Source organism: Paraburkholderia caballeronis (assembly GCF_900104845.1).
Classification (GTDB): Bacteria; Pseudomonadota; Gammaproteobacteria; order Burkholderiales; family Burkholderiaceae; genus Paraburkholderia; species Paraburkholderia caballeronis.
Genome location: NZ_FNSR01000001.1, coordinates 213,182 through 239,069 on the forward strand (window position 1 = coordinate 213,182; position 25,888 = coordinate 239,069).

Sequence of the window (25,888 nt, forward strand, 5' to 3'; positions counted from 1 at the left end):
GCTTACGCGGCCGACTTCTTCCACGCCGCCGCAAACAGGCCGGCGCCGATCAGCAGCGAGCCGCCCGTGCGGTTCACGATCCGCTGGACGCGCGCGTTGCGGACCGCCTTGCGCGCCGCCGCGGCGAGCATCGCATACGCGAACGCGTTCAGCGCCGCGAACACGATGAACGTCGTTTCGAACACGACGATCTGCGGCAGCGCGCGCGCATGCGGATCGATGAACTGCGGCACGAACGCGACGAAGAAGATGATGCTCTTCGGGTTCAGCGCGGTCACCGCGTATGCGTGCGCGACGATACGGCTGGTGCGCGTCTCGGACGTGTCCGGCGTTTCGGCCGCCTGGACCGGCGCGCGCCACAGCTTGATGCCGAGATAGATCAGATACGCGGCGCCGACCCACTTCAGCGCGGCGAACAGCGTCGCGGACGCCGCGAGAATCACGCCGAGGCCGAGCATCGACGCGGTCATCGCGGTGAAATCGCCGAGCGCGACGCCGGCCGTCGTCGCGAGCGCGTAGCGGCGGCCGTGGCCAAGCGCATACGACACGACGAGCAGCACGGTCGGGCCGGGAATGGCAACGAGGATGGCCGACGCGATCGCGAACGGCAGCCAGTGGGCAAGGGTCATCGGGGGCTCCGGAAAGGTTCGAATCTGCCGATTTATCCATGAAGTCGATGCCCGTGCAAGCAGCGGGTGGCGATTCCGCGTGCCGCCGCCACACGCACCGGCCTGCCGGGTTCGAATCGGGCTGGCATCTTTTTTATTCGCCAGCCGCATCTTTAATGAACGCCCTTTAATCCGCCGCGCAAATTACTTTATGTGCGGCGCAATATTAATTTTGCGATGTAGCGGCCTGCTTAAAATGGCCCGCTTTTTATGAGGCGATTTTTCGCCGCGGCTTGCCGGATAAGGCTGAGAGGATAGAAATACCGCTCAGAACGGAGACAGATCGTGGCATTCGGCCGGCCGCCAGCGCTCGCAGCACCCCGCGACAATTCGCCGCTACCGCAATCGCACACAAGTCCTGCTTGCGGTAACAGCCAGTTTTTCTACATTGAAACTTGCGGGTAAGCGATGGAAGTTAAATACATAGCTAAACCTCACTATTTACCCGCAGGAGACAGACATGAAAATGCTATCCGGCATTGTCGTCGCACTGGCGGGTGTCGTTTGCGCCGCCGCTTATGCGCAGGACGCCGCGGTCAAACCGCAGCAAACCGTGCAACTGAAACCCGGCTCGTATGGCTGCCTGTCGAAAGACAAGCTCGACGCGGTCAGCCTGCACGAAAAAGCCGGCGAAGCGCAGCAGATGCAGGAATACTTCACCGGCTTCCAGTGCCTGTCCACGCCGGCGAACCAGTCGTTCCGGGTCGTGCGGGTCGAAGGCCACGACATCGAGTTCGTGAACGCAGCAAACGCCGACCAGCAAGGCCTCTGGACGTCGGACCGCTTCATCAAGCAGTAGGTCCGCCGGCGGCGCTTCGTCCGGCGACGGCGCGAAGCGCGCGGGCATGCGACGTAAAAACCGTCCGCGCGAGCGTGCAGGGACGGGTTTGCGCGTCGCGCTTCAGCTTCACGCGTGCGCGACCCACGCGAGCGCCATTCGTTGGCGGTCCAAACCAGCTTCATCCCCCTGTCGCCCTCTCAAACAGCCGTCATCGCGGCAGCCGACCATCGGCGTTGCAGCGGGGCGCGAACGCCCGCGGCCTCCGCACGGCACATGAATTGCGGCGAACTCCGCTATCATTTGCAGCTTTGCTGCGCGCGGACCCGGGATGGCTCTCAAATCGACGATATACAAGGCTGAACTGCAGATCGCGGACATGGACCGGCACTACTATGCGGACCATGCGCTGACGATCGCACGCCATCCGTCCGAAACCGACGAGCGGATGATGGTCCGCATCGCCGCGTTCGCGCTGTTCGCCGGCGAGCGCCTCGAATTCTGCAAGGGGCTGTCCGACACCGACGAGCCCGACCTGTGGGCGAAAGACCTGACCGGCGCGATCGAAACGTGGATCGAAGTCGGCCAGCCCGACGAGCGGCGCATCGCGAAAGCGAGCGGCCGCTCGAACGAAGTGATCGTGATCGCATACGGCGGCCGCGCGTCGGACATCTGGTGGCAGGGGGTGCGGAGCAAGGTCGAGCGGCTGCGCAACGTGACCGTCTGGTCGCTCGGCGAGAACGTCGCCGCCGCGCTCGGCGCGCTCGCGGAGCGCACGATGCGGCTGCAATGCACGATCCAGGACGGCGCCGCGTGGATCGGCAATGCAAGCACGGAGCCGGTCGCGGTCGAGTGGAGCGTGTTCAAGGCACCCGAAAAGGTCTGAGCGTCACGCGTCCGGCGGCCCCTTCAGCTCGATCATGTTGCCTTCCGGATCGAACAGATACAGCGACGGGCCGTAACCTTCGGCGCCGTACCGCCGTGCTTCTTCGCCCAGCGTCGAGCAACGATCCGCGAGATGCGCGCGCAGCGCGGCGGCGTCGAACGGCTCGACGCGCAGACACAGATGGTCCATGTTCCGCCCGGCGCCCGCCGGGCCGCTGTCGGCCCTGTCGATCGGCGCACCCACCGCAATCAGGTCGATCAGCGAACGCCCCGCGCGCAACTGCACGAGGCCGAGTTCGCGCTGCTCGCGCTCGACGCGGCAGCCCAGCACATCGCAATAGAAGCGCACCATCGCCGGCAGGTCGGCGGCGCGGATCACCACGTGGTCGATTTCGCGGATCCGGAACGGCATCATCGAACGCTCCTTCGCGGCTGAATCGCCGGTAATGGTCAGATGCCGAGTGTAGGCCGGCGCACGCTGGCGGAAAATCGGGAAAGACGCACGACCGTGCTGGAAGCGCGCAAAAACGCTGGACGAAAAAAAGCCCGCTTCAGTGAGCGGGCTTAATCCATATCAGGAGGAGACATGGAGGAGACAGGAACCACTATACACAGCGCCCTGCCGCGATGCAACAACTTTTTAAGGGAAAACCCGCAAATCGTGTCGTTTCACCGTGACCAGCCCGGCTGGGCGCGCGCCGGCCGGCCATCGCCGCGAATGACACCGCAAGATCCGGCGCGTACGACAGCGGCCGCGCGGCTACAGTGGAGCCCTTACCAGCCGTATTCGGGAGTCCCGACATGAACGCCGCCCCGTCTCAAACCGACCCAGCCGACCCAGCCGACCAGAGCCGCCCGTCCGGCTGGTCCGGCGACGCCGCCCGCTGGCGCGCGGTGGCGTCGCGCGACTCACGCGCCGACGGCGCGTTCTTCTACGGCGTGCGCACGACCCGCATCTTCTGCCGGCCGTCGTGCGCATCGAGGATGCCCTTGCGGGAGAACGTCGAGTACTTCGACACCGCCGACGACGCGCGCGCGGCCGGCTACCGCGAATGCAAACGCTGCCGCCCCGGCGGCCTGCCGCGGGAACTGGACGTCGTGCAGCGCGCGTGCGCGGCGCTCGACGCCGATCCGCAGCAGCGCCTGACGCTCGCGCAGCTCGGCGACGCGGTCCACATGAGCCCGTTCCATTTGCAGCGCCTCTTCAAGCGCGTGCTGGGCGTGTCGCCGCGCCAGTACCAGGCCGCGAAACGGGGCGCCGCGCTGCGCGGCGCGCTGGAGCAGGGCGCGGCCGTCACCCGCGCAAGCGTCGATGCGGGGTTCGGCTCGTCGTCGCGGCTCTATCACAGCGCGCCGGGCGAACTCGGGATGGCGCCGTCCGCGTATCGCCGCAAGGGCGCGGGGCGCGCGATCCGCTACGCGTATGCGCCGACGCCGCTCGGCGTCGCGCTCGTCGCCGCGACCGACAAGGGCATCTGCCGGATCGCGTTCGGCGACGACACGGCGACGCTGATCGCGAGCCTGCGCGCCGATTTCGTGAACGCCGCGCGAATCGACGAGGACATGCCGACGATCGCGCCATTCCTCGCGCAGATCGATGCGTATCTGCGCGGCGGCCGCGAACGTTTCGACCTGCCGCTCGACGTCGCGGCCACCGCGTTCCAGCAGCGCGTGTGGGACGCGTTGCAGCGGATTCCATACGGCGAAACACGCAGCTACACGCAGATCGCCGAGACGCTCGGCGTGCCGCGCGCGGTGCGGGCGGTCGCGAGCGCATGCGCGTCGAATCCGGTCGCGCTCGCGATTCCGTGTCACCGCGTCGTGCAGAAGGGCGGGTCGCTTGCCGGCTATCGCTGGGGCCTCGCGCGCAAGGCCGCGCTGCTCGACACGGAAGCGCACGGATTCGCCGGCGCGCAGTCGGACAACACGGACGACGGCGCAGACGCGAAGGACACCCTGAATCCGGCACGCGACGACGACCGCCGGACACGTCCGAGCCGCACCCGCGCGAAAACCGCCGACCGTCATGGCGACAAGCAGAGCGATAGGGAAACGGACACAGCACGATCCCAGGAGCCCGCCGTTTGAGCACCGTTCAGCCTGACCGCGACACGACCGCCGTCGCGACACTCGAACTCCCGTTTCGCGCGCCCTACGACTGGCCGCGCGTGCTGCGTTTCTTCGCCGGCCGCGCGACGCCCGGCGTCGAAACCGTCGAGGACGGCAGCTATCGCCGCGCAATCGAATGGAACGGTGCAAGCGGCACGCTCTGCGTGAGCCGGCCTCCGCGCCGCCGCTGCCTCGTCGCGACGATCGAAGGGCCGGTCAGCGCGCACGCGCAGCAACTCGCCGCGCCGGTCGCGCGCATGTTCGACCTGAACGCCAACCCCGCCGCGATCGACGCGCATCTCGCGGACGATGCGTGGCTCGCGCCGCTCGTCGCCGCGGCGCCGGGGCTGCGCGTCCCCGGCGCGTGGTCCGCGTTCGAACTGGTCGTGCGCGCGATCGTCGGCCAGCAGGTCAGCGTGAAGGCCGCGACGACGATCATCGGCCGGCTCGTGCAGCGCGTCGGCGAACGCATCGATGGTCATCCCCATGCGTCCACCGCATGGCGCTTTCCGACACCGGCCGCGCTCGCGTCGGCGGACCTCGCGGCGATCGGCATGCCCGGCAAGCGCGTCGCCGCATTGCAGGGTTTCGCGGCGGCCGTCGCGAGCGGCGCGGTCGCGATCGAACTGACCGACGACGCAAACGCAACGGCATCGTCACGCGCAAACGATTTCGACGCAATGCGCGCGGCGTTGCTCGCGTTGCCCGGCATCGGACCATGGACCGTCGAATATGTCGCGATGCGCGCATGGCGCGACGCGAACGCATGGCCCGCGACCGATCTCGTGTTGATGCAGGCGATCGCCGCGCGCGATCCCGCGCTCGTGCGCGCCACGCAGCAGCGCACGCGCACCGACGCGTGGCGTCCGTGGCGCGCGTATGCGGCGATGCATCTGTGGAACGAAATCGCGGATCGCGCGGGCGCCGCGCGAGGCGGATGACAACGCACGTCGCGAAGCACTTCATCCACGCGCGCGGCACCGTGCCGCATCGCGCAAAGCCTTATCCATCAAGGCCCGGAAGCAGGCCGGAAAGCGCGCAAAAGCACAGCGCAGGCAGCCCCAAGCAGGTCTCGTGGCGAGATGTTAAAGTGCCCGCTACCGAAAAAATCCCGCCGGCCGGCGCGCGTTGCACCAGACGGCCGGTTTCGCCCGACCTGCTTCAATGCCACATACGACTTCCAGCAGCACGAACGACGTTCTTCAGCAGCGCCTTTCCGTGCTGAGCGCCGGGCCGCAGCGCGATGCGCTGACGCGCGGTCTGCGCGGCATCGAAAAAGAAAGCCTGCGCGTGACGCGCGACGGTCGTCTCGCGACGACGTCGCATCCGGTCGCGCTCGGCTCCGCGCTCACGCATCCGTCGCTGACGACGGACTATTCGGAAGCGCTGCTCGAAATCATTACGTCCGCAGAGCCCGACGCGTCGATCACGCTCGACCGTCTCGACGAACTGCATCGCTACGTGTACGCGGTGCTCGACAGGCAGAACGAGTTTCTGTGGAACCAGTCGATGCCGGGCCTGCTGCCCGACACCGACGAAGGCATTCCGATCGCGCATTACGGCACGTCGAACATCGGGCGTCTGAAGTACGTGTACCGCGTCGGCCTCGCGCTGCGCTACGGCCGCACGATGCAGTGCATCGCGGGCATCCACTACAACTACTCGCTCGACGACGAAGTGTGGCGCGTGCTGCACGCGGACCAGCAATCGACCGCGACGCAGACCGACTACCGGTCCGAGCGCTACCTCGCGCTGATCCGCAATTTCCGCCGCACGAACTGGCTGCTGATGTACCTGTTCGGCGCGTCGCCGGCGCTCGACGCGCGCTTCCTGCGCGGCCGGCCGAACACGCTCGATACGTTCGACGCCGACACGCTGTATCTGCCGTATGCAACGAGCCTGCGGATGAGCGATCTCGGCTACTCGAACACGACCGGCCAGTCCGCGCTGCATGCGGACTACGACACGCTGCCCGGCTATCTCGATGCGCTCGCGCAGGCAGTGAGCCAGCCGTATCCGCCGTACGAGGCGATCGGCACGCATCGCGACGGCGAGTGGGTGCAGATCAACACGAACGTGCTGCAGATCGAAAACGAGTTCTACTCGACAATCCGTCCGAAGCGCGTCACGTATCCGGGCGAACGTCCGCTGCATGCGCTCGGGGCGCGCGGCGTGCAGTACGTCGAAGTGCGCTGCATGGACATCGATCCGTTCGAGCCGATCGGCCTCTCGCTCGAAACCGCGCGTTTTCTCGACGCGTACCTGCTCGCCTGCGCGCTCGACGACAGCCCGTCGCTGCCCGCGCCGGCCTATGCGGAAGCAAACGAGAACTTCTCGGTCGTCACGAAAGAAGGCCGTCGTCCCGGACTCGAACTGAAGCGCGACGGCCGCAGCGTGCCGATGCACGAATGGGCCGACGAACTGTTCGGCAAGATCGATCGCACCGCCGCCGCGCTCGACACGCTGCGCGGCGACGACGTGCATACGCGCGCGGTCGCCGCGCAACGCGCGAAGCTCGCGGACGCATCGTTGACGCCGTCCGCGCGCGTGCTGCAAACGATGCGCGACAACGGGCAGAGCTTCCTCCAGTTCGGCCTCGCGCAAAGCGAGCGGCATGCAGCGGACTTCCTGTCGCGTCCGCTCGACGCCGAAACGACGCAGCACTTCGAGGCGCTCGCGCGCCAGTCGCTCGACGAACAGGCGAAACTCGAACGCGACGAAGTCGGCTCGTTCGACGCGTTCGTCGCCGCGTACCGCGCATATACGCTGAACCGCTTCAGCGTCTGAACGCGGCCGCAGACCCGCGCAGCGCGGCGGCGGGCGTCGAAATTGCCCGCAACGGAGTCGTCCGCGCGCGGTCCAACTGCGATCGAACCATCAAAAAAGACAGGGCGCGTCTACGCGCCCGATCCTCTGGAGATCACCTCGCGATGAAACGAACCCTGCTGACTCTTCTGTGCGTGCTCGCGGCCGGTTGCGCGACGCGCGGCCAGGTCAATCCGGACGTGATGCAGATCGCGACCGCGCCGCTCACGTGCTCGAACGCGGACCAATGCGCCGCGTGGTGGCAACGCGCGCAGCAATGGGTGCGCAGCCACTCGACGTACGAGCTGCAAACCGCGACCGACACGCTGATCCAGACGTCCGGCCCCGGCGGCGGCAAACGCGCGCTCGCCTATCAGATCACGAAGACGCCGAACAACGACGGCACCGCGACGATCGGTTTCGCCGCCCACTGCGACAGTTCCCTCGGCTGCAAGCCGAACCCGTGGGAAGCGGGCGCGGCGTTCAAGCAGTTCGTTCGGACCGGCGTGGACCACTCGCCGGCCGCCGACACCGGCGACGATGCCGCGCCAGCCACGGCGGGAGCCGCGAGCGGCGCGCAGACGGGCAGCGCGCGCTGACGCGTCGCCAGTCCTGAAGCGAAGCCCGCGTTCCACGTCGAACGCGGGCCGCCGCAACCGCTCATGCGCGCCCGCTTCGTCAATGGCCGAGCGACATCCCCGCGCCTTTCTTCGGCTTCGTGATCCACACGAGCGCCGCGAGCACGACGAACGCAATCGCCGAGATTCGGAAGAAATCGTTGGTCGCCATCATGTAACCCTGGGTCGTGACGACCTCGTTCAACTGCGCGGTCAACGCGTGTCCGGCGATGCCGAGACTCGACAACGCGTCGCTGTACGCGGACGTGCTCTGCGACGCCTGCGTGACCGACTCCGCGAGGATCGCATGATGGCGGATCGCGTCGTCCTCCCAGAACGTCGTGCTGATCGCGGTGCCGATCGCGCCGGACAGCGTGCGCAGGAAGTTCGACAGCCCCGATGCGCTCGCGAGCCGTTCGTCCGGCACGCTCGACAGCGTGATCGTCGTCATCGGCACGAAGAAGCACGCGACGCCGATCCCCTGCACGAGACGCGGCAGGATCACGTGATCGAACGGCACGTCCAGCGTGAACGTCGAATTCCAGATCGACACGACCGCGAACACGACGAACGCGAAACTCGCGACCATCCGCAGATCGAGCTTGTGCATGTTGCGGCCGATCAGCGGCGACAGCACCAGCGCGAGGATCCCGACCGGCGCGGTCGCGAGGCCGGCGAGGCCCGGCGTGTAGCCCATCACGGTTTGCAGCCATAACGGGAAGATCACGACCGAACCGAAAAACACCATGAAGCCGAACGAGATAATCAACGCGCCGAGCGCGAAGTTGCGGTCGCGGAACAGCGACAGATCGACGACCGGCTCCTTCTCGGTCGCCTCCCACACGAGCATGAACGCAAGCGACACCGCGGCGATGATCGCGAGCGCGACGATGAAGTTCGAATTGAACCAGTCGCGGTCCTTGCCGAGGTCGAGCATCATCTGCAGGCACGACACGCCGATGACGAGCAGCGCGAGGCCGATCGCGTCGATGCGCTGCTTCGTCGTCTTCGTCTCGCGGCCGCGCAGCAGCAGATACGCGCACACGCCGGAGAAGATGCCGATCGGCACGTTGATGTAGAAGATCCACGGCCACGTGTAGTTGTCGGTGATCCAGCCGCCCATCACCGGGCCGAAGATCGGCGCGACGATCACCGTCATCGCCCATAAGCCGAGCGCGAGGCCGCGTTTCGCGGGCGGATACGAGCGCATCAGGATCGTCTGCGACAGCGGCACCATCGGGCCGGATACGAGCCCCTGGATCAGCCGGAACGCGATCAGCGTCTCGAAGTTCGCCGCGAACCCGCAGGCGGCCGACGCGAGCGTGAACAGCAGCACGGACAGCGTGAAAAGCCGCACCTCGCCGACGCGCCGCGCGAGCCAGCCGGTCAGCGGCACCGCGATCGCTGACGCGACCGAATACGACGAGATCACCCACGTCCCCTCGCTCGTCGCGACGCCGAGGCTGCCGGAGATCGTCGGCACCGCGACGTTCGCGATCGACGTGTCGAGCACTTCCATGAACGTGCCGAGCGCGAGGCCGACGGTCAGCAACGCGAGGGTGCCGCCGGACAACTGGGCGGGTTCGGCGGCGGGGGACGCTGCAACGGTGGCGGCCATGATGGTTATTCCTTGTTCGGATGATCTTGTCGCGGCAGAGAAAGGCGCAAGGTGGAGCGCCGGCCATCCCATGCTTCGACACTTTCTGCCCAGACAGATAAATTCCGGCAATACGGCCCGGCCGGGGTAAGCGCAAGCCGCGTATTTCTGCGGCTGCGCGGGTCCGTCGTTCGGTCAGGGGCTTCCGTTATTCCCAGGCTGCGCCTGCGGGCAGCCGCCGGCGCCGGTGCAGATCGCGTCGGTCGCCGGGTCGTTCGCGATAAAGCGTTGCAGCAGCCGCACCAGCGTCGCGACGTCATCGGCCGAGAAGCCGTGCAACTGCTCGCGCAACACCGCGTCGATCAGCGCCGGCAGTTGCCGCGCGGCGTCCTGGCCTTGCGCCGTCAGCGCGAGTTCGACGACGCGACGGTCCGCGCTGCTGCGCTGCCGGTCCACGAAGCCTTTCTTTTCAAGGCGGTCGAGCATCCGCGTCATCGAGCCGGTGTCGTACGACAGCGCGCGCGACATCTCGAACGGCGTGCGCGCGCGGCCGAACCACAGCAGCAGGATCACGCCGATCTGCGACGACGTGAGCCCGAGCGGCGCCACCGCGCGATCCATCCGCGCGGCCAGCACGTTGCGCGCCGTCGACAGGAAATATCCGAGGCTCGATTCGACCCCGATGGCGCCCGAAACCGGCGAACCTTCGCTCATCCGTCACCCTTTGTTCCGCGATTCATGCCGCGCATCTTATCTGCCTGGGCAGACAAATCCAAGTGGGACGTTTTCGACGCAAGAAAACAACACCCTTCCCACGATGGCGCAAAGTATCTTGAAAAGTAATTGCACAGTCAATATTATGATCGACAACCATTCTCATTCTCCCGCGCCTAATCCGACGCCCTGACGACACCATCACGATGCTGTACCTGAAAAACGCTCTCGGCGGCCTCGGCCGCTCCGTCACCGATACCGCCCGCCACGCGTTCGCCGGCGCGGACGGCGCGGCGCGCTGGCGCAAGCTCGCGCTGTACGCGGTGATGCTCGCGTTGCCGGGCGGCTCGCTGGCGGTGCTGATCTACGCATGGGCCGACCGCCGCCGCGCCCAGCGCGCCGCCGCACGGGCGAGCGCCGAAGCGGCCGCCGCCGCCGGCGCGCAGCCGTGCACCGGCGGCCAGCCCGCGTGCCGCGCCGCCTGCCCGGCACCGCGCGAGCGCAGCCGCCGGCCCGCGCTTCCGGCGCCGCGCCGTCCGCGCGGTAACGACGCGTAACCGGAAACACAGGTCCGGTAACACACCGGACATCGGCCCCGCATTAACCTTTCGGATTCCGCGCGGCGCAACCCGCCTGCGCTACCATTGCCGCATCGCGATATCCGCCTGCCAGCCCGCCGCGCGCCGTTCTGCGCCGGGCTCGCGGGCGGCTCGCATCGACAGGAATCCCTTGCATGCCTTGCCGTTTCGTCCGTCTGCCGAAGTCCCCGACACGTCGCGTCGCCGCGCTCGCCGCAGCCGCACTCGCGCTCCAGCTTGCCGGCTGCGCCGTCGGCCCCGACTATCGGCGTCCGGCCACGTCCGTCCCCGCGTCGTACAAGGAAGCGCCCGAAGGCTGGAAAGTCGCGCAGCCGGCCGACACCGCGGACCGCGGCGACTGGTGGTCGATCTACGGCGACCCGCAGCTGAACGCGCTGATCGATCAGTTGAACCATAGCAACCAGACCGTCGCCGAATTCGCGGCGGCCTACCGCCAGGCGCGCGCACTCGTCGGCGAGGCGCGCGCCGCGTATTTCCCGGTGATCAGCGCGTCGGGCGACGGAAGCCGCTCGCGCACGCCGCTGCGCTCCAGCAACTCGAACTCGAACTTCGGCAACAGCACGATCAGCAACAGCTTCAGCGCGTCGCTCGACGCGTCGTGGGAGCCCGACCTGTGGGGCAAGGTCAGCCGCTCGGTCAGCGCGCAGGAGGCGGGGCAGCAGGGCGCGGCGGCGGATCTCGCGAACGCGCGGCTGTCCGCGCAGGCGACGCTCGCGCAGACCTACTTCACGCTGCGCTCGCTCGACGCGCAGCAGCGTCTGCTCGACGACACGGTCGTCGCATACCAGCAGTCGCTGAAACTCACGCAGAACCGCTATGCACAGGGCGTCGCGGGCCGCGCGGACGTCGTGCAGGCGCAGACGCAGCTTCAGTCCGCGCAGGCGGCTGCGATCGACAACGGTATCGCGCGCGCGCAGAACGAACACGCGATCGCGGTGCTGGTCGGCCAGCCGGCGTCGACGTTCTCGGTGCCGCCGACTCCGCTCGACGCCACGCCGCCGACGGTGCCGCTGCAAATGCCGTCCGCGCTGCTCGAACGGCGGCCGGACATCGCGTCGGCCGAGCGCAAGGCCGCCGCCGCGAACGAGCAGATCGGCATCGCGATCGCCGCGTATTTCCCGTCGCTGACGCTGTCCGCGAGCGGCGGGTTCGAAAGCTCGGTGTTCTCGCGGCTGCTGTCGATGCCGTCGCGCTTCTGGACGCTCGGGCCGTCGCTCGCCGGCACGGTCTTCGACGCGGGGCTGCGCCACGCGCAGACCGACGCCGCGCGCGCCGCGTACGACCAGCAGGTCGCGACCTACCGGCAGACGGTGCTCGCCGCGTTCCAGGACGTCGAGGACAACCTCGCGTCGCAGCGCATCCTCGCGCAGGAAATCGTGGTGCAGCAGCAGGCGGTCGAATCCGCGCAGCACGCGCTCGCGATCGTCACGAACGAATACAAGGCCGGCACGACCGACTTCCTGAACGTGCTGACCGCGCAGACGACCGCGTTCACCGCAGAGCAGCGGCTCGCGAACCTGGCCGGGCAGCGGATGGTGTCGTCGGTCGGACTCGTGAAGGCGCTCGGCGGCGGCTGGGACGCGTCGCAGATGAATCGCGAGACCGGCGACGTCGCCGCGCCGGCGCCGGCTTCCGGCGCGCAACCGGGCAACGGCCCTGCGAACGACGATGCGTCGGCGGGAAGCGCGAAGCAAGGCACGACGGAAACCGCGGCGGGTCAGCCGGCGACGACGGCCGCGACGCGCAGCACGAACGCAGCCGTTCAGTAGGCAGCTGGCCACATCGAGTACGGCCGCCGCCCGGCGGTAGCGCGTCGTACTTCGTACTCAGTACGCGCACGTCAAAGCTCGGCGGAAACGGTAGCGACCCAGCCGGCGACAACGGCTGCCGCACGCAGCACGAATGCGGCCGTTCAGCAAGCAGCCAGTCAGGCCATACATCGCAGACTGCCGCCGCCCAACGGCGGCGGCGTACTTCATACTCGGTGCGCAAACATCGAAGCGTGACGAAAGGCACGACGAAAAGCACGACGGCCCAGTCCGCAACGACGGCTGCGACGCGCGGAACGCCGCCGTCCACAGGCAGAGCCGGTCCCCATCACGCGCAGCGAAGGGCTGCCCCCGCGCCGCGCCCGCTCAGTGCGCGAACGTCAGCGCGACAGTCCCCGGCCCGACCGGACGCCCGAGCAGGTTCAGCAGCCCCGCGAGATTGTCGCGCTGGTCCGGCGACGCGCTCGCGGTCCCCTGGAACGACGACGACCGGCGCGACAGCGTGCCCTGGCCGTTCAGCATCAGCGGCCCCTTCAGCGTCGTCAGGTCGAGCGTCGACGACGCGCCCTGCGCCTGCAACACCACCTGATACGAGCCGAGCGGCTTGACCGGCGACGCGCGCGAACTCATGTCGGTCAGCGTCACGCTGAGCCGGCCGTACGCGTTGTTGCCAAGCACGCGCCACGGGCTCCAGCTGACCCGCACCGCGCCGTCGAGCGCGAGCGTGTTGAACGGCGCGCCGAGGCCGCTCAGCAGCGACGCCGGCACCGCGATCGCGCCGGCCGACACCGTCGCGCCGCGCAGCGTCGCTTCGAGCGCGACCGAATCCGGCATCGCATCGGTCTGCCGCATCTCCATCCGCACGCGCCCCGCGAACAGCGGCCAGAACGCGGTCCGCCATTCGATGCGGCCCGGCAGCAGCGTCGCGCCGCCCGCCTCCTGGCCGGCCGCGAGCATCAGCGACGCGGAACCTCGCCACAGCGATCCGGACGGTTCGATCAGGTTCACGTGCCCCTGCGTCGCTTTCGCGAACTGCGGCGCGATCCACGCGGCCGGCAGCCGCGCGAGCAGCACCGCGCCGCTCGCCAGCACCCCGACGGCGAGCCACGGCAACGCGGCGCGCACGCGCCGCATCCAGTACGTCATCTGTTGGTCTCCTGGGCGGTCGCGGTCAACGCGCGTTCGCCGGTTGCAGCGATGCGGTCAGATCGACCTGGCCGTCGGCCTTCAGCGCGCTCACGTGCGCCTCGACCACCTGCACCTTGAACTGCCGCCGCACGTCGTCGAGCCAGCCGGTCCAGGCGGCGAACGACGCGCTCTTCAACTGCACCTGCACCGCCGTGCCGATCGTCTGCACCTGCGCGCCCGCGAGGCCGTGATCGTTCAGCGACGCGACGAGCGCATCCCGCAGCGCCGCGCCGCCCGGCACGACGCTCGCGGCCGCGCCCGACAGCGAACGCGCCTCGTCGGCCCCGGCGGTCATCTGCGCAAGCTGCCGCTGCAACGCCGGCAGGCTTTCGCGCAACTGTGCACGGCCGTCCGCCGCCGGCTGCCACAGCACCGACCAGCCGATCGCGATCGCGACCAGCGCGCCGCCCCACGTGAGCAGCAGCTTTTCGCGCGCGTTGCGCGCATCCCAGAACTCGGCCCACACTTCGCCCAATGCCGTCGCCTTCACGATGCGCTCCTGATCGTCCACTTGCCCGTGCTGTTGTCCGCGGCGCCCGCGAGGCCGTTGCGCGCGAGCCGCTTCGCCAGATCCGCGTCGACGGTCACGTCCGGCTTGAACGTGACTTCGATGTGCCGGTCCCGATAATCGAGCGTCGCGATCCCGTTTGCCGGCAGCGGCCCGAGCGAGCGGGCGAGGCCGTCCGCGAGCGCGAGGAAATCGTCCGGCGACGGTTCGCCGGCGGCGACGCGCAACTGCTGCAGCTGCCGCGCCATCTGGCCCGGCGGATCGAGCACGACGGTCGTCTTCGGGAACGCGTTCAGCAGCAGCTCGGTCATCTGCGCGTTGATCGCATCGCGCTGGCGCGCCATCATCAGCCACTCGACGTTCGCGCCGATCACCGCGACCACCAGCGACGCCGCCACCAGCAGCATCGGCACGCGCAACTGCCGCAGCGTCGCGCGGTCGAGCTTCCACGGCTGCACGACGAACTCGAACTGGCACAGGTCGAAGCGGCTCGCGAGCGCGTTGCGCGCGAGCGTTTCGAACGTCAGCGGCTGCGCGCCGGGCAGCGCGGCCGACGCGTTCGGCGCGCTGCGGCCGGACGGCTCGCCCGGCACGGCGGTCAGCGCATACAGCGCGACCGGCGCGTCGCCGGCGAGCGCGGCGACGGTCGCCGCGACGCCGGACGCCGGCACCGCGAGCCCTTCGGCCGACGCGCCGCGCACGACCGCGAGTTCGACCAGCGTGCCGACCGGCACGCTCGCCTGATCGCCGGCGAGCAACGCGGGCGCGGTCTGCATCGCAGGACCGAGCACGCACGCGATCACCGGCTCGGCCGACGCAAGCGACGCAAGCGGCGCGGCTTCGGCCCGCGTTCCGATCGCCGCTTCCGCCGCCGCTTTGGCCACGGTTTCACCGGCGACCGCTTCAGCAGGCACGGACGCCGTCACCGGCTGCGGCAGACCGCGCGTGACCGGCACCGCGCGCAGGTTGCGGTGCCCGGCCGCGGTGAACCCTTCGACGAGGAACCGGAACCAGCCGCGATCGATCGCGGCGACCAGTTGCCGGCCGTCCGCGAGCGGCTTCGGATCGAGCGCGAGATGGCAGGTCTGCGCGTCCTGGATCAGGTGATCCTCGACGACGTTCGGCAGCGCCTGGCGCAGCCGCGGCCCTTTCAGCGGCGGCACCGCCGTCGCGATCATCAGCAGGTCGCGCGCGGCGATCAGCAGCACGGTCGCCGACGCGCGCGGCAGCAGCGCGAGCGCGGAGCGGCCCGCGCGCTGCGTGCGCCCGGCCTTGTCGAGCAGCAGGAACGGCAGTTCGGGCAACTGCCACTCCTGCGAATGAACCGCCGGGTCGCGCGGCGGCATCAGGACGATCAGCGTGCTCAAACGCACCTCTTCGCGATGGGGGAGTCGTTCATCATTGGTCGTTCACGCGCACGATGCGCGTCGTGTGGGTCAGCGGATCGCGCCAGACCAGCGTGGTCCGGTCCACTTCCGCGCGCTCGTGCTGCACGCGCGAGTGAATCAGAAAATAGCTCGTGTTCACGTCGAACTGCGTCGAATCGACGGTCACCTGCTGCGGCAGCCCCGCGCCATGCAGCGCGAGCTGCACGTCGCCGAGATTGCGGAAGAACACCGTCTGCCGCCGCGCGACGAACGCCTGCGCGCTCGACAGGTTCATGCCGGCGACGGTCGCCGCGATCACCTCGGCGCTCGCGGTGTTCATGTTGATCGGCGTGACGGTCGGCAGCACGGTCACGAACGGGCGCAGCCGCGCGACGGCGTCCGCCGTGAAACCCGGCACGTCGAGCAGCGAATCGACGCCGGTCATCAGCAGCGGCGCGCCGGCGGTGTCGGTGCCGCCGTCCGCGATACCCGGCTTGTCGGTGAACGCCGCGCCGCCCGTCACGTTGCCGCCCGGCAGCGCCTGATCGGTCGTCGCCGCCGCGCCCGGCAGGTTCGGCGTCTGGAACCGCGTCGCCGAATACGACAGCGACGAACGGATGGACACGGCCGCGTTCTTCGCCAACTGGCCGTCGATGCCGAACATCTGCAACAGGCGCGCGAACGCCTGGATCTGCGTGAGGTCCAGTTGCAGCGCGCCCGGCGCGGCGTTCGTCACGAGGTTGCGCAGGTTGAAGCGCGACTGCGCGTCCTCGATCGAGCCGGACAGCCACGTCGCCGCGCCCTGGTCGGCGCGCGCCTCGCCGATCTGGCCGAGGAAGTCGGACAGCCGCGTTTTCGCGACCGGCATCGCCCACACGCCGCCGAGATACGTGACGCCGGCCGACGTGTCGGCCTCCGAGCGCAGCACGAGGCGGGTCCAGTCGAGCGTGCCGCGCTCGACCCACTGCGCCTGCGCGATCAGCCGCTGGTTCTCGATGCGGCGCAACTGCACCTGCTGACGCCACAGCATCCCGGACACGAGGATCGCCGACAGCGCAACGACGAGCAGCGCGCTGATGATCGCCGCGCCGCGCTGCGATGGGCGGCGGCGCGGACGGTCGCCATGCGGCGGGAGGCACGCATCGGCAGGCGCTATGGCGCGGGGAAAACCACCCGGCGCAAGCAGGCGGCAGCGCGCGCGCGTCGACCCGTCGGCGGAAAAACGCATGCGCATCGTCATTCCCCCACCAGAAACACGCGGGTGATCGGCCGGTGCAGCGACGCCGCGCCGACGCTCACTTCGAGCCCGGTCACCGAACGCGGCAGCGGCGCGTTGCCGAGCTGCGGCGTCTTCAGCGCGTTCACGTTGCTCTGGATCTGCGCGCGCACGTCGGCCATGTCCGACGTCCAGCCGGCGGCCGGCACGAAAAAGCGCGCGCTGATGCGGCCGACGCCGCCCATCAGCGACACCGAGGTCCAGCCGTCGGTGTCGCCGCCGAGCGCGCCGCGCAACTGGCCGCGATTCGCGAGCGGCGGCGACGCGTAACGGATCACGCGGCCGTCCGACACGCGGTAGCGCACCACCTGCAGACGCGGCGCCGCGCCCGGCGCGACCGGAAACGCGCGGACGATCTGCAGCAGGCCGCCGTCGAGCGAGATCGCCGGCACGCCGGCTTCGTCGTCGGTCGCGGCGAGCCGCGTGTCGATCCGCATCTGGTCGAACATCTGCGCGAATACGCGCTCGTCGGCCATCGCGCGCGAGATCGTGTCGCGGCCGCGCACGATCTGGTCGAGCCCGCGCCACGACAGGATCGCGACGACCGCGAGGATCGCGATCGCGACCAGCAGCTCGATCAGCGTGAAGCCGCGCGCCGGCCGGCGCGGCGCGGGCGCGCGCTCACAGCGAACGGTTCGTTTCATTGCCGATCACCGTGACGAGTTGCGCGAGCGAGCCGCTTTGGCCGGGCGTCGATACCGACACCTCGACGCGGCGGAACACCGGATTCGGCGTCGCGCTGACGCGCTCGACGCAGACAAGCGGCAGGTTGCCCTGCGAACAGTCGAACTCGCGCTCGCCGACGTCCGGCCACGCGTGCGCGAGCCTCAATTGTGCAAGCGCGTTGTCCGCGCTCCAGCCGGCGAGCAGCCGGCGATGCAGGTCGGCTTCGCTGGTCGCGAGACTGCCGACCGCGCGCAGCGACGCCGCCAGCGCGATCGCGACGATCGCGAGCGCGACCAGCACTTCGATCATCGTGAAGCCGCGCGCGCGGAGGGCGCGACGGCCGCACGCGCCGCGACGAACCGGGACGCGCATCTCAACGCACCTCGAACCGGCCGCTGCCGGTGCCGACGATCGTCGCGCGCCCGGCCGCCGAGAACAGCGTGATCTGCACCGGCGTATCGACCGCCTCGGTGCCGAACACGATGCGCGACGCCTGGGTGTCGTCGCCCGCGCCCGGATACGCGATCGCCACGCCGGTCACGCCGCCTTCCCAGCGGCGCGGGCCGAGCAGGTCGTCGCGCAGCGGACGCCAGCCGTCGTCGGTGCGCACGTCGAAACGAAAGCCGCCGTCGAGCGGCTGCCATGCGATCGGCCGCGCGCGCACCTGCGCCTCGTCGCCGGCCGACTCGAACAGCAGCGCAAGCCGCTGTGCTTCCTCGTTCAGATCGGTGCGCGGATTGCGCGACAGCGTCAGCGACGCGAGCGAGATCAACAGCCCGGCGATCATCAGCACCACGAGCATTTCGAGCAGCGTGAAGCCCGCCGCGCGCGAACGCGCGGACCGGCACGACCGCGCGAACGGCGCGGCGTGGAGCGGAACAGGGTGGCGGGACTGGCGCATGGTGCGAAAGGGGGGAGGGGAAGAGGGCGGGCCGGGCGTTGCGCGAAACGGCGCCGACCGGCGCGCCGTCCGCGTTCAGCGGATCCGGTTCGTTGCTACTGCCACGACCCCACGTCTCCGTCGTTGCCCTCGCCGCCGGCCTTGCCGTCGGCGCCGTAGCTGAACACGTCGATCTCGCCGTGCACGCCCGGATTCAGATACTGGTACGCGTTGCCCCACGGATCGTTCGGCAGGCGTTCGAGATAACCGCCGTCCTTCCAGTTGTTCGGCACCGGGTCGGTGGACGGCTTTTGCACCAGCGCCTGCAGGCCCTGGTCCTGGGTCGGATAACGGCCGTTGTCGAGGCGGTAGAGCTTCAGCGCCTGCATGATCGTGCCGATGTCCTGGTGCGCGGCGACGCGGCGCGCTTCGTCCGGACGGCTCATGATCTTCGGCACGATCAGCGCGGCGAGAATGCCGAGGATCGCGATCACGACCATGATTTCGATCAGCGTGAACCCGCGCTGACGACGGCTGCGCGCGCGTTCGCCCGTTTGTTGGGGTTCGGCACGGCGTATGGCCCACATTTGCATGACTTCTCTACCTCCTCGCAATGAAACTGTCCGGCGGGCGTTGCCCGCCGCCTTCGCCGGCTCCGCTTGTCGCGCGTCCGGCCGCCTATTCTAAGGTTCCGCGATGACCGCCCGGGGACGATCGCAAATTTCACAATACTTTCCGTACAATGGCCCGCATGAATCCGCTGCCGACCCGCCTCCTGTCCCTCGCCGCGTTCGCGGTGTTCTGCGCCACCGCAACGTGGTGGGGCATCACGCTCGCGGCGCACCGCTCGTCGCCGGTCGAGGCCGCCGCCGCGCGCGCGCCGGTGTCGCAGGACGAGGCCGCGACGCTGTTCGGCGGCAAGCCGACGCAGAACGCCGCGCAGAACATCCAGCTGTCCGGCATCCTCGCGCTGTCGCAGGGCGCGGCGGCGATCGTCAGCGTCGACGGCGAGCCGCCGCAGGCGGTGTCGCTCGGCGGCCCGATCGGCCCCAATGCGAAGCTGGCCGAAGTGCGCGCGCGCTCGATCGTGATCGACCGCCACGGCGCGCACGCCGAAATCTTCCTGCCCGCCAACGCGCCCGGCCCGACCATCTACATGCGCTGACCCGCGCCCGGCCTCGTCACTGCACGAGGTTGTTCAGCTCGATGATCGGCATCATCACCGCGAGCACGATCACGAGCACCACGCCGCCCATCGCGAGAATCAGCAGCGGCTCCAGCAGACTCGTCAGGAACATCGTGCGCCGCTCCAGTTCGCGCGCCTCGCCTTCGGCCGCGCGGTCGAGCATCGTCGTCACGTCGCCGGTCGCCTCGCCCGAGCGGATCAGGTGCACCAGCACCGGCGGAAAGGTCCGCGTGTTGCCGAGCGCGCGCGACAGCGACGTGCCTTCGCGCACGCGCACGATCGCATCGTCGACGTTCGCGCGCATCGCGCGGTTGGACAGCGTTTCGCCCGCCGCCTGCAACGCGCGCAGAATCGGCACGCCGGCCGCCGTCAGGATGCCGAGCGTGCTCGCGAAGCGCACCGTGTTGTAGCCGCGCACGAGCTTGCCCGCGAGCGGCGCGGTCAGCAGCCAGCGGTCGAACGCGAGCCGCGGCCCCGGCTGCCTCAGCACCGCGCGCACGATCCACACGACCCCCGCGACGACCAGCAGAATCGCCCACCAGCCTTTGCGCACGAAGCCGGACAGCGCCATCATCATTACGGTCAGAAACGGCAGTTGCTGCTTCGTGCTCGCGAACACGTTGACGACCTGCGGCACCACGTAGCTCAACAGGAACGTGACGATGCCGAACGCGATGATCGTGACGATCGTCGGGTACGTGAATGCGAGCACGATCTTCTGCTTCAGCGCGTTGCGCTGCTCGATGTAGTCCGCGAGCCGCGACAGCACGATGCCTAGCTTGCCGGTGTGCTCGCCGGCTGCGACGAGCGCGCGGTAGATGTCCGGGAAGTCGCGCGGATGCTGCGTGAGCGCGTTCGCGAGCGAATGGCCGCCGAGCACTTCCGCGCGGATCGCGGCCATCAGTTCGCGGATGTAGTCGCGCTCGGCCTGCTCGGTCAGCACTGCGAGCGCCTCGCCGAGCGGCAACCCGGCGATCAGCAGGCTCGCGAGCTGGCGCGTGAGGATCGCCTGCTCGCGCTGCGACAGCCGGCGTCCCAGCGCGAGCCGCTGCTGGCGCGCGCCGCGCGCGCGGCTGCCGGCCGGCTCGACGACGAGCGGCGTCAGCCCCTGGTTGCGCAGCAGCGCCCGCGCGCCGCGCGCGCTGTCCGCGTCGAGCACGCCTTTTTGCGCCTTGCCCGCTGCGTCGATCGCTTCGAAACGGAATGCCGGCATCGGTCGTTATGCTCCTTACACTCCGCCCGTCACGCGCAGCACTTCTTCGAGCGACGTCGTGCCGGCCGCGAGCCAGCGGTTGCCGTCCTCGCGCAGCGTGCGCATGCCCTGCGCGCGGCCGGCCGCGAGAATCTCCGCGTCGGCCGCGTTGCGATGGATCAGCGCGCGAATCGGCTCGTCGACGGTCAGCAGTTCGTACACGCCGCGCCGGCCCGCGTAGCCCGAATTCCCGCAGCGGTCGCAACCGACCGGATGCCAGCGGCGCTGGCCGTCGTCCTCGACGCGTTCTTCCTTGCAGTGCGGGCAGAGCTGCCGCACGAGCCGCTGCGCGAGCACGCCGAGCAGCGACGACGCGAGCAGATACGGCTCGACGCCCATGTCGGTGAGCCGCGTGACCGCCGACGCCGCGTCGTTCGTGTGCAGCGTCGCGAGCACGAGGTGGCCGGTCAGCGATGCCTGCACCGCGATCTGCGCGGTTTCGAGGTCGCGGATTTCGCCGATCATGATGATGTCCGGGTCTTGCCGCAGGATCGAGCGCAGCGCGCGCGCGAACGTCATCCCGATCCGCTCGTTCACCTGGGTCTGGCCGATGCCGGACAGGTCGTATTCGATCGGGTCCTCGACGGTCATGATGTTCGTCGTCGCGGTTTCGAGCCGCGACATCGACGCGTACAGCGTCGTCGTCTTGCCGGAGCCGGTCGGGCCGGTCACGAGCACGATGCCGTGCGGCTTGCCGATCAGCTGGTCGAACTGGCCGAGCGTGTCGGACGCCATGCCGAGCGCTTCGAGGTTCAGGCGCTGCGCGTCCTTTTCGAGCAGACGCAGCACCGCGCGCTCGCCGTGGCCGGTCGGCAGCGTCGACACGCGCACGTCGACCGGCCGGCCGCCGACGCGCAGCGTGATGCGGCCGTCCTGCGGCAGACGTTTTTCCGCGATGTCGAGCTGCGCCATGATCTTGATCCGCGAGATCAGCGCACCGTGCAGCGCCTTCTTCGGGCGCACGACGTCGCGCAGCGTGCCGTCCACCCGAAAGCGCACGACCGACGCGTTCTCGAACGGCTCGATGTGGATGTCCGACGCCTGTTCGCGCGCGGCCTGGGTAAGCAGCGCGTTGATCATCCGGATGATCGGCGCGTCGTCCTCGGACTCCAGCAGGTCCTCGACTTCGGGAATGTCCTGCATCAGCCGCGACAGGTCCACTTCGCCTTCGACCTCGCCGACCACCTGCGCGGCGCTGCCGTCCTGGCGCGCGTAGGCCTGGTTGATCGCCTGCGCGAGTTCGTCGGCCGGCATCCGCACGATCGACAGCGCGCCGAAATTGCGCGCGACCTCCGCGAGCGCGGCGTTCGTCGTGCGCTCGCTGATCCACACTTCGAGGCCTTCCGGACGCTGATGCGCGACGAGGATCTGGCCGCTTCTCGCAAAGCTGTACGGCACGAGACGGGCGGCGAGCGGCGACGGCGCTTCGCGCGGCGCGGCAGCGGCGCCTGCCGCGGGCGCGGCCGAAGCGGGTCCGGCGGCAGGCCGGGGCTCCGTTCGCGGCGTGTTCACTGTTGCGCTCCCGGCGCGATCGGCACCGGCTGGGTCGGCTGGATCGTCTGCACGGGCGGGACCATTTGCGCAGGCGGGATCGTCTGCACCGGCACATCCGGCTGTGCGGACTGCGGCTGCGCCGTGCCGCTGCTGCCGCCAGGCACCGCATACGCGTTCACGCCGGCCGCGTTGCTCGCGGCAGCGGGCGCCGTGGGCGGCACTCCCACCACCTGCTGACGCCGCATCCGGTCGAGATCGAACAGGTTCAGCGCCGAGCCGCCCTGGCTCGGGCCGAGCGGCATCGGCGGCACCACCGGGTCGTCCCGGTCCTTGATCAGGTTGTTGTCGGAGCGGTACGCACCCGTCACGCCCTGAATGTAGTCGTAGCGGTTCGCCGTCACCGCCTGCGCGGTGTCGCGATCGTTGACGATCACCGGACGCAGAAACACCATCAGGTTGGTCTTCGAGCGCGTCTTGTTCTCCGAGCGGAACAACTGGCCGAGCCACGGAATGTCGCCGAGCAGCGGCACCTTGCTGTTGCTGACCTGGTAGTTATCCTGCATCAGCCCGCCGAGCACGATGATCTCGCCGTTGTCGGCGAGCACGGTCGACTGGATCGAACGCTTGGTGAACTCGGGGCCGGACGGATTGGTCGCCACGTTGGTCGTGCCGTTCACGATCGCGGAGTCCTCCGTGTAGAGCGTCAGCTTCAGGATGCCGCCGGCCGTGATCTGCGGCTTGATGTGCAGCGTCAGGCCGACGTCGACGCGGTCGAACGTGTTGAACGCCGTGCTCGCGGTGCTGCTCGTCAGGTTCGAATACGAGCCGGTCTGGATCGGCACGTTCGTGCCGACGACGATCTTCGCTTCCTGGTTGTCGAGCGTGATGAGGTTAGGCGTGGACAGCACGTTCGCGTCGCTCGTCTGCGACAGCGCCTGCAGCAGCGCGCCGAGCCCCTGCACGCCGAAGATATTGTGCACCCAGCCGAGATTCAGGCCTTGCTGGAGTCCGCCCTGGGTGCCGGCGAGCGCCCCCGCGAGGCCGCCGCCGGCCGCTGCCGCCGCCGTCAGGTTGACGATGCTGTTGCCGCCGCCGGTGGCAAGATTGGTCCCGCCCAGCACCGCGCCGGTGCCGATCTGCCACTGGATGCCGAGATTGGCGTTGGTGTCCGAGTTCAGCTCGACGATCAGCGCCTCGATGTAGACCTGCGCGCGCCGCGCGTCGAGCTGGTCGATCACGGCCCGCAGGTTGCGGTACACCGCCTCCGGCGCGGTGATGATCAGCGAGTTGGTCGGCGGGTCCGCCTGGATCATGCCGCCCGCCGGGTTCGAGTCGTCGCTGTCGCTCTTGTCGCCGAGGAACGGCGCGTCGCCGCTGCCGCCGCTACCGCTACCGCTTCCATACGACGAGCCGCCCGACGTCGAACTGCTGCCGAGCGACGAGCCCGTCGAACCGCCCGGCAGCGGCGGCGTGCCGGCCGTCCCGGTCGACGAGCTGCTGCTGCCGGAGCCTTCGCTGAACGAGTTCGCCTTGCCCGAACCGGACGACGACGTGTCGCTGCCGCCCTTGCCGAGCATCCCGCGCAGCGTCTTCGCGAGCTGCACGGCGTCGGCGTTGCGCAGCGGCACGACGTGGATGTTGCCCGGCATCTCGGTCGGCAGGTCGAGCTGCTTCGCGAGCTGCTTCGCGGCCGCGAGCCGCTGGGCGTTCGACGCGCGCAGCATCAGCGAGTTGGTGCGCGGATCGGCGACGACCGACACCTTCAGCGTCGGGTCGGAGCCGCCGATCGAACCCGGGTCGAGCATCTTCGACAGCGTCGGCGCGATGTCGAGCGCGTTCGCGTTGCGCAGCGGCACGACCTGCACCTGCTGGCCGGCGGCCGAATCGACGCCCGCGATGATCGACGCGATGCGGCGCACGTTGTCCGCGTAATCGGTGACGACGAGCGTGTTGTTCGACGGATAGGCCGCGATCGTGTTGTTCGGCGAGATCAGCGGGCGCAGCACCGGCAGCAGGTTGTTCGCGGATTCGTTCCTGAGCGCGAACACCTGCGTGATCACCTGGTCGCCGCGCGCGGTCGGCGCGTTGCCGACGTAGGTCGGCACGCCTTGCAGCTTCGCGTCCGCCTCGGGGACGACCTTCAGCACGCCATGATCCTGCACGAGCGAGAAACCCTGCATCCGCAGCGCGGATTGCAGCGTCTTCAGCGCCTGGTCTTCGGGGACGGGGTTCTCCGATACCAGGTTCAGCTGGCCCTTCACGCGCGGATCGACGATGATCGTCTTGCCGGTCGCCGCGCCGATCGCCTTGGCGACCTGGTCGATGTCGGCGTTCACGAAGTTGAGCGTCACCTGCGCGTGGGCGACCTGCACCGAAAGGAGTCCGCCCACCAGCAGCGCCGTCACGATGCGGCGCAAAGCCAAACGATTTCTTCTCATGGATCTCATATCGAAGCCGGTGCCGGACGCCGCTCATGCGCGCTCCGGTGATCCGGCAAGCCGTCGTCTCGGCGCGTCGCCGGCCGTTGGCGGGCGCCGGCTTCCGCCTGCCGGCCACCCCCCGGTCAAAAGAACGGAACAGTAGCAGCTTTTCGTGTCGAAATTGTCACAAACCAGAATTGTCACAAACCGCGGGGGGCGCGGCTGGTCGTTCCCGTGGTCGTCCTCCTCGTCGTCTCCGTCATCGTCCCGTGGATCGGCGCCTTCCAAGCTGAATGTAAGCTCGGCGCAGGCGCCGGTCGTCCACGATGGTTGCCCGCGCATGGGGCCTTTCCGCCACATCGATCACACGGCCAGCTTTGACGCGTCACGGTCTGCCGGTATGATACGGGCGGTTCGATGCGCCGGTGCTGCGTTGCGGGAGAGGGTTTTCCCGGGTTCCCGATGCCGTGCCGGCGAGCGCGACCTGGCCATTGTCGTTCCCGCTTCCTTCGTTAGTGATCTTGATGATCCGGATGAAACCGTTCCGAGCCGTTGCGTTAGCCGTCGCCGCGTTGAGCGCGGCGGGTGCGGCCGCGCCGGCGCACGCGGACTGTTTCGACGAAGCCGCGCGCTACCAGAAGGTGAATCCGCTGATCCTGCGCGCGATCGCATGGCAGGAGTCGCACAATCACCCGGACGCGCTTCACAGGAATGCGAACGGCTCGACCGACTACGGCGTCATGCAGATCAACTCGGTCCATCTGCCGACGCTGTCCCAGTACGGGATCTCGTCGTCCACGCTGATGGAGCCGTGCAAGAACGTGTACATCGCCGCGTGGCATCTGCGCCAGAAGATGAACAAGTACGGCAACACATGGGCGGCGGTCGGCGCGTATCACTCCGAGACGCCGCCGCTGCGCGACCGCTACGCGCAGCAGATCGCCGACATCCTGCGCAAGTGGAACCTGCTGACGCGCTAGCCGCGCCAGCCGCGTTCATGTGTTCCGTTTTTCCAGCCTGATTTCCGGCCGCTTTCCTGGCCGAAGCGCCGCACGGCCGGCGAGCGCCCCGCGCATGATGCACAATGCTGACTCGCGCGCGGACCACGCG

The 25,888-nt window shown here is 69.0% G+C and carries 25 protein-coding genes; 10 read left to right on the forward strand and 15 right to left on the reverse strand.

Annotated features, from left to right (window positions below; genetic code table 11):
• Positions 1-2: 2 nt before the first annotated feature.
• Positions 3-629 carry a LysE family translocator gene (locus BLV92_RS00935; protein WP_090541424.1) on the reverse strand — a complete coding sequence of 209 codons (627 nt, stop codon included), beginning with the start codon at positions 627-629 and terminating at the stop codon, positions 3-5.
• A 499-nt stretch (positions 630-1,128) separates the two neighbouring features.
• Here BLV92_RS00935 and sap1 point away from each other — a divergent pair, with 499 nt between their 5' ends.
• Both sap1 and BLV92_RS00945 read left to right on the forward strand, forming a co-directional pair.
• The gene (sap1, locus tag BLV92_RS00940) at positions 1,129-1,467 is read left to right on the forward strand and encodes a surface attachment protein Sap1 (RefSeq protein WP_090541426.1); all 339 of its coding nucleotides are present in this window, start codon (positions 1,129-1,131) and stop codon (positions 1,465-1,467) included.
• A gap of 310 nt (positions 1,468-1,777) precedes the next feature.
• Complete coding sequence (locus tag BLV92_RS00945) at positions 1,778-2,332, forward strand: YaeQ family protein (RefSeq protein WP_090541428.1); 555 nt, start codon at positions 1,778-1,780, stop codon at positions 2,330-2,332.
• A gap of 3 nt (positions 2,333-2,335) precedes the next feature.
• Here BLV92_RS00945 and BLV92_RS00950 read toward each other — a convergent pair whose 3' ends face one another.
• The gene (locus tag BLV92_RS00950; RefSeq protein WP_090546731.1) at positions 2,336-2,743 is read right to left on the reverse strand and encodes a VOC family protein; all 408 of its coding nucleotides are present in this window, start codon (positions 2,741-2,743) and stop codon (positions 2,336-2,338) included.
• A gap of 389 nt (positions 2,744-3,132) precedes the next feature.
• Between BLV92_RS00950 and ada the strand changes: the two genes are divergently transcribed.
• The 4 genes from ada to BLV92_RS00970 all read left to right on the forward strand — a co-directional run bounded on the left by ada (position 3,133) and on the right by BLV92_RS00970 (position 7,844).
• Positions 3,133-4,419 (forward strand): bifunctional DNA-binding transcriptional regulator/O6-methylguanine-DNA methyltransferase Ada, encoded by a 1,287-nt coding sequence (ada, locus tag BLV92_RS00955; RefSeq protein WP_090541430.1) that lies wholly within the window; start codon positions 3,133-3,135, stop codon positions 4,417-4,419.
• A complete protein-coding gene (locus BLV92_RS00960) occupies positions 4,416-5,381 on the forward strand; it encodes a DNA-3-methyladenine glycosylase family protein (RefSeq protein WP_090541432.1) in 966 nt (321 codons plus the stop codon). Before ada ends, BLV92_RS00960 begins: the two co-directional genes overlap by 4 nt.
• Positions 5,382-5,604: 223 nt before the next feature.
• On the forward strand, positions 5,605-7,227 hold the full coding sequence (gene gshA / locus BLV92_RS00965) for a glutamate--cysteine ligase (RefSeq protein WP_090541434.1): 1,623 nt from the start codon (positions 5,605-5,607) through the stop codon (positions 7,225-7,227).
• A 143-nt stretch (positions 7,228-7,370) separates the two neighbouring features.
• Complete coding sequence (locus BLV92_RS00970; protein ID WP_244283727.1) at positions 7,371-7,844, forward strand: hypothetical protein; 474 nt, start codon at positions 7,371-7,373, stop codon at positions 7,842-7,844.
• 79 nt (positions 7,845-7,923) lie between these two features.
• On the opposite strand, the gene BLV92_RS00975 is transcribed toward BLV92_RS00970, so the two are convergent.
• Complete coding sequence (locus tag BLV92_RS00975; protein WP_090541436.1) at positions 7,924-9,480, reverse strand: DHA2 family efflux MFS transporter permease subunit; 1,557 nt, start codon at positions 9,478-9,480, stop codon at positions 7,924-7,926.
• Positions 9,481-9,654: 174 nt separating this feature from the next.
• Positions 9,655-10,173, reverse strand: a complete 519-nt coding sequence (locus BLV92_RS00980; RefSeq protein ID WP_090541438.1) for a MarR family winged helix-turn-helix transcriptional regulator — start codon at positions 10,171-10,173, stop codon at positions 9,655-9,657.
• 206 nt (positions 10,174-10,379) lie between these two features.
• Between BLV92_RS00980 and BLV92_RS00985 the strand changes: the two genes are divergently transcribed.
• Together BLV92_RS00985 and BLV92_RS00990 are read left to right on the forward strand one after the other, a co-directional pair.
• On the forward strand, positions 10,380-10,730 hold the full coding sequence (locus BLV92_RS00985) for a hypothetical protein (RefSeq protein WP_090541440.1): 351 nt from the start codon (positions 10,380-10,382) through the stop codon (positions 10,728-10,730).
• A gap of 197 nt (positions 10,731-10,927) precedes the next feature.
• The gene (locus BLV92_RS00990; protein WP_373681806.1) at positions 10,928-12,541 is read left to right on the forward strand and encodes an efflux transporter outer membrane subunit; all 1,614 of its coding nucleotides are present in this window, start codon (positions 10,928-10,930) and stop codon (positions 12,539-12,541) included.
• Between the two features lie 366 nt (positions 12,542-12,907).
• Here the strand turns inward: BLV92_RS00990 and BLV92_RS00995 are convergent, their stop codons facing one another.
• The 8 genes from BLV92_RS00995 to gspG all read right to left on the reverse strand — a co-directional run bounded on the left by BLV92_RS00995 (position 12,908) and on the right by gspG (position 19,019).
• On the reverse strand, positions 12,908-13,687 hold the full coding sequence (locus tag BLV92_RS00995) for a type II secretion system protein N (RefSeq protein WP_090541444.1): 780 nt from the start codon (positions 13,685-13,687) through the stop codon (positions 12,908-12,910).
• A 25-nt stretch (positions 13,688-13,712) separates the two neighbouring features.
• On the reverse strand, positions 13,713-14,240 hold the full coding sequence (locus BLV92_RS01000; protein ID WP_373681800.1) for a type II secretion system protein M: 528 nt from the start codon (positions 14,238-14,240) through the stop codon (positions 13,713-13,715).
• Entirely contained in the window at positions 14,216-15,604 is a 1,389-nt protein-coding gene (gene gspL / locus BLV92_RS01005) for a type II secretion system protein GspL (RefSeq protein WP_090541446.1), read from the reverse strand. The genes BLV92_RS01000 and gspL overlap by 25 nt, the downstream gene beginning before the upstream one ends.
• Before the next feature lie 31 nt (positions 15,605-15,635).
• Positions 15,636-16,832, reverse strand: coding sequence for a type II secretion system minor pseudopilin GspK (gene gspK / locus BLV92_RS01010; protein WP_090546735.1), 1,197 nt, complete (start codon positions 16,830-16,832; stop codon positions 15,636-15,638).
• An 8-nt stretch (positions 16,833-16,840) separates the two neighbouring features.
• On the reverse strand, positions 16,841-17,524 hold the full coding sequence (locus BLV92_RS01015) for a prepilin-type N-terminal cleavage/methylation domain-containing protein (protein ID WP_090541448.1): 684 nt from the start codon (positions 17,522-17,524) through the stop codon (positions 16,841-16,843).
• Positions 17,502-17,918 (reverse strand): type II secretion system minor pseudopilin GspI, encoded by a 417-nt coding sequence (gspI, locus tag BLV92_RS01020; protein ID WP_090541450.1) that lies wholly within the window; start codon positions 17,916-17,918, stop codon positions 17,502-17,504. The genes BLV92_RS01015 and gspI overlap by 23 nt, the downstream gene beginning before the upstream one ends.
• Before the next feature lies 1 nt (position 17,919).
• The gene (locus BLV92_RS01025) at positions 17,920-18,447 is read right to left on the reverse strand and encodes a GspH/FimT family pseudopilin (RefSeq protein ID WP_090541452.1); all 528 of its coding nucleotides are present in this window, start codon (positions 18,445-18,447) and stop codon (positions 17,920-17,922) included.
• Between the two features lie 95 nt (positions 18,448-18,542).
• The gene (gene gspG / locus BLV92_RS01030) at positions 18,543-19,019 is read right to left on the reverse strand and encodes a type II secretion system major pseudopilin GspG (RefSeq protein ID WP_373681801.1); all 477 of its coding nucleotides are present in this window, start codon (positions 19,017-19,019) and stop codon (positions 18,543-18,545) included.
• 158 nt (positions 19,020-19,177) lie between these two features.
• On the opposite strand from gspG, the gene BLV92_RS01035 reads away from it, so the two are divergent.
• Positions 19,178-19,591 (forward strand): type II secretion system protein N, encoded by a 414-nt coding sequence (locus tag BLV92_RS01035; RefSeq protein ID WP_090541456.1) that lies wholly within the window; start codon positions 19,178-19,180, stop codon positions 19,589-19,591.
• A 16-nt stretch (positions 19,592-19,607) separates the two neighbouring features.
• Here the strand turns inward: BLV92_RS01035 and gspF are convergent, their stop codons facing one another.
• From gspF to gspD, 3 genes are read right to left on the reverse strand one after another with little or no spacing between them, the layout of a single operon-like run.
• Complete coding sequence (gene gspF / locus BLV92_RS01040) at positions 19,608-20,825, reverse strand: type II secretion system inner membrane protein GspF (RefSeq protein ID WP_090541457.1); 1,218 nt, start codon at positions 20,823-20,825, stop codon at positions 19,608-19,610.
• Between the two features lie 15 nt (positions 20,826-20,840).
• Positions 20,841-22,376 (reverse strand): type II secretion system ATPase GspE, encoded by a 1,536-nt coding sequence (gspE, locus tag BLV92_RS01045; protein WP_090541460.1) that lies wholly within the window; start codon positions 22,374-22,376, stop codon positions 20,841-20,843.
• Positions 22,373-24,781, reverse strand: coding sequence for a type II secretion system secretin GspD (gene gspD / locus BLV92_RS01050; RefSeq protein ID WP_090541461.1), 2,409 nt, complete (start codon positions 24,779-24,781; stop codon positions 22,373-22,375). The genes gspE and gspD overlap by 4 nt, the downstream gene beginning before the upstream one ends.
• A 530-nt stretch (positions 24,782-25,311) precedes the next feature.
• Between gspD and BLV92_RS01055 the strand changes: the two genes are divergently transcribed.
• Complete coding sequence (locus BLV92_RS01055) at positions 25,312-25,758, forward strand: lytic transglycosylase domain-containing protein (protein ID WP_090541463.1); 447 nt, start codon at positions 25,312-25,314, stop codon at positions 25,756-25,758.
• Positions 25,759-25,888 lie beyond the last annotated feature (130 nt).

Excerpts from the sequence above, each read along its gene's own strand:
- BLV92_RS00935 (WP_090541424.1), bottom strand. The coding sequence starts at position 629 with ATGACCCTTGCCCACTGGCTGCCGTTCGCGATCGCGTCGGCCATCCTC.
- sap1 (WP_090541426.1), top strand. The coding sequence starts at position 1,129 with ATGAAAATGCTATCCGGCATTGTCGTCGCACTGGCGGGTGTCGTTTGC.
- BLV92_RS00945 (WP_090541428.1), top strand. The coding sequence starts at position 1,778 with ATGGCTCTCAAATCGACGATATACAAGGCTGAACTGCAGATCGCGGAC.
- BLV92_RS00950 (WP_090546731.1), bottom strand. The coding sequence starts at position 2,743 with ATGCCGTTCCGGATCCGCGAAATCGACCACGTGGTGATCCGCGCCGCC.
- ada (WP_090541430.1), top strand. The coding sequence starts at position 3,133 with ATGAACGCCGCCCCGTCTCAAACCGACCCAGCCGACCCAGCCGACCAG.
- gshA (WP_090541434.1), top strand. The coding sequence starts at position 5,605 with ATGCCACATACGACTTCCAGCAGCACGAACGACGTTCTTCAGCAGCGC.
- BLV92_RS00970 (WP_244283727.1), top strand. The coding sequence starts at position 7,371 with ATGAAACGAACCCTGCTGACTCTTCTGTGCGTGCTCGCGGCCGGTTGC.
- BLV92_RS00975 (WP_090541436.1), bottom strand. The coding sequence starts at position 9,480 with ATGGCCGCCACCGTTGCAGCGTCCCCCGCCGCCGAACCCGCCCAGTTG.
- BLV92_RS00980 (WP_090541438.1), bottom strand. The coding sequence starts at position 10,173 with ATGAGCGAAGGTTCGCCGGTTTCGGGCGCCATCGGGGTCGAATCGAGC.
- BLV92_RS00985 (WP_090541440.1), top strand. The coding sequence starts at position 10,380 with ATGCTGTACCTGAAAAACGCTCTCGGCGGCCTCGGCCGCTCCGTCACC.
- BLV92_RS00995 (WP_090541444.1), bottom strand. The coding sequence starts at position 13,687 with ATGACGTACTGGATGCGGCGCGTGCGCGCCGCGTTGCCGTGGCTCGCC.
- gspK (WP_090546735.1), bottom strand. The coding sequence starts at position 16,832 with ATGCGTTTTTCCGCCGACGGGTCGACGCGCGCGCGCTGCCGCCTGCTT.
- BLV92_RS01015 (WP_090541448.1), bottom strand. The coding sequence starts at position 17,524 with ATGAAACGAACCGTTCGCTGTGAGCGCGCGCCCGCGCCGCGCCGGCCG.
- gspI (WP_090541450.1), bottom strand. The coding sequence starts at position 17,918 with ATGCGCGTCCCGGTTCGTCGCGGCGCGTGCGGCCGTCGCGCCCTCCGC.
- BLV92_RS01025 (WP_090541452.1), bottom strand. The coding sequence starts at position 18,447 with ATGCGCCAGTCCCGCCACCCTGTTCCGCTCCACGCCGCGCCGTTCGCG.
- gspG (WP_373681801.1), bottom strand. The coding sequence starts at position 19,019 with ATGCAAATGTGGGCCATACGCCGTGCCGAACCCCAACAAACGGGCGAA.
- BLV92_RS01035 (WP_090541456.1), top strand. The coding sequence starts at position 19,178 with ATGAATCCGCTGCCGACCCGCCTCCTGTCCCTCGCCGCGTTCGCGGTG.
- gspF (WP_090541457.1), bottom strand. The coding sequence starts at position 20,825 with ATGCCGGCATTCCGTTTCGAAGCGATCGACGCAGCGGGCAAGGCGCAA.
- BLV92_RS01055 (WP_090541463.1), top strand. The coding sequence starts at position 25,312 with ATGAAACCGTTCCGAGCCGTTGCGTTAGCCGTCGCCGCGTTGAGCGCG.